We start from the raw sequence: 1,293 nt of genomic DNA on the forward strand, positions 1-1,293 counted from the left end.
ATTGTTAAATTAATGAATTTATAAATTGACCAGATGGCATCAGCATTGTTTGAATTAATGACGCATCAAGCATTCCAGTTGAATCATAAATCCCCATATTGTTATTGACTAAAGGCATCGTTTCATTTGCATAGTCTGTAAGAGGACTTTCAGCTATTTGCCCAGCAAATTGACCTACATTTACAGCCAATCCATCAAATCCAGCAAAGGCTGCTTGTACAGTGCTAAAATTGTTCTGTATTGCATTATTTAAAGTATTTTGGTCTATCGAAAGAGTCATGTCTGGATTTTGAGTAATTCCAATGGCTTGTAAATTTGATGCCTGATATTCATAGCTTTGAGTAAGCTCTGAAGCAACAAGAGGACTTATATATTGCTGGTTCTGATTCACATATGTTAACATCTCGTTGTAGTTATTGACAAAATTATTTATGCTGTCGCTTATGGATTGCGTATCAGGCGCCACTGTCACTGTAGCATTGCTTACAGTGTTATTAAATGTCATGGTCAAGTTGTTATTGTCAACATTGACGGTGTTTGTTTGAGATGTACCACTTACTCCATTAATAGTATAATTTGCGTTTGTTGCTTTTACTGTTACTGTATTTGCGCCAGTATATGAAACTGCATTGCCGCTGACATCTGTCAAAGTGAATGCATTATTTGTTCCAGTATTATTTGCATTTATTTCTAACTGACTTGTACCAAGATATGGATTGTTATTTACAATGGCTGTAATTCCTATATTTGCAGAGTTAATTGCTTGAGCCATATTATCTAAGACAGTTTGATTAGTGTCTCCTTGATTGACATTGAAAGATATATTATATTGTTGCCCACCTACTTGTGCCGTAAAGCTGTATGTTCCAGGTGTAAGGCTTGTAACACTATTGCTTGACAAACTTGTCCCATTGTTCTGTTGTGCCATGGCAAGCTGATTTACAGTGACACTATAGGTAGAAGCAGTTGCACCTGGTTGAGCTGATACACTTATGGAAGTTGGATCACTGGATGTAGCGACCATCTGGTTAAAAACATTATCAGGCGATGTAAGTTGCAACTGTGACGCTGTTTCAGCCAAATTATTTGCGTAACTATTCAACATGACAAGGGCATTTGTCGATTGCATTGGCAACTGTTGGTTCTCCATATCTGTGTACAATGCTTGCTGTGCGATTTGAGATATATTGTCAGAAGAAATATTTGATAGTGAAGTCAATGGATTGCTCGTATTAAAAAGATAGCTGTAGTCGCTGTAATAAGGGTACATCATATACATATAACTTGTATCAA

General features: G+C 36.4%; 1 protein-coding gene. It reads right to left on the reverse strand.

Annotation, left to right across the window (positions count from 1 at the left end; genetic code table 11):
- Nucleotides 1–4: 4 nt before the first annotated feature.
- Nucleotides 5–1,293: flagellar filament capping protein FliD (gene fliD / locus A6M21_RS17740; protein WP_078060356.1), on the reverse strand; the 1,289-nt coding region annotated here is incomplete at its 5' end.

It is taken from the genome of Desulfotomaculum copahuensis (assembly GCF_001655685.1).
Classification (GTDB): Bacteria; Bacillota; Desulfotomaculia; order Desulfotomaculales; family Desulfovirgulaceae; genus Desulfotomaculum_G; species Desulfotomaculum_G copahuensis.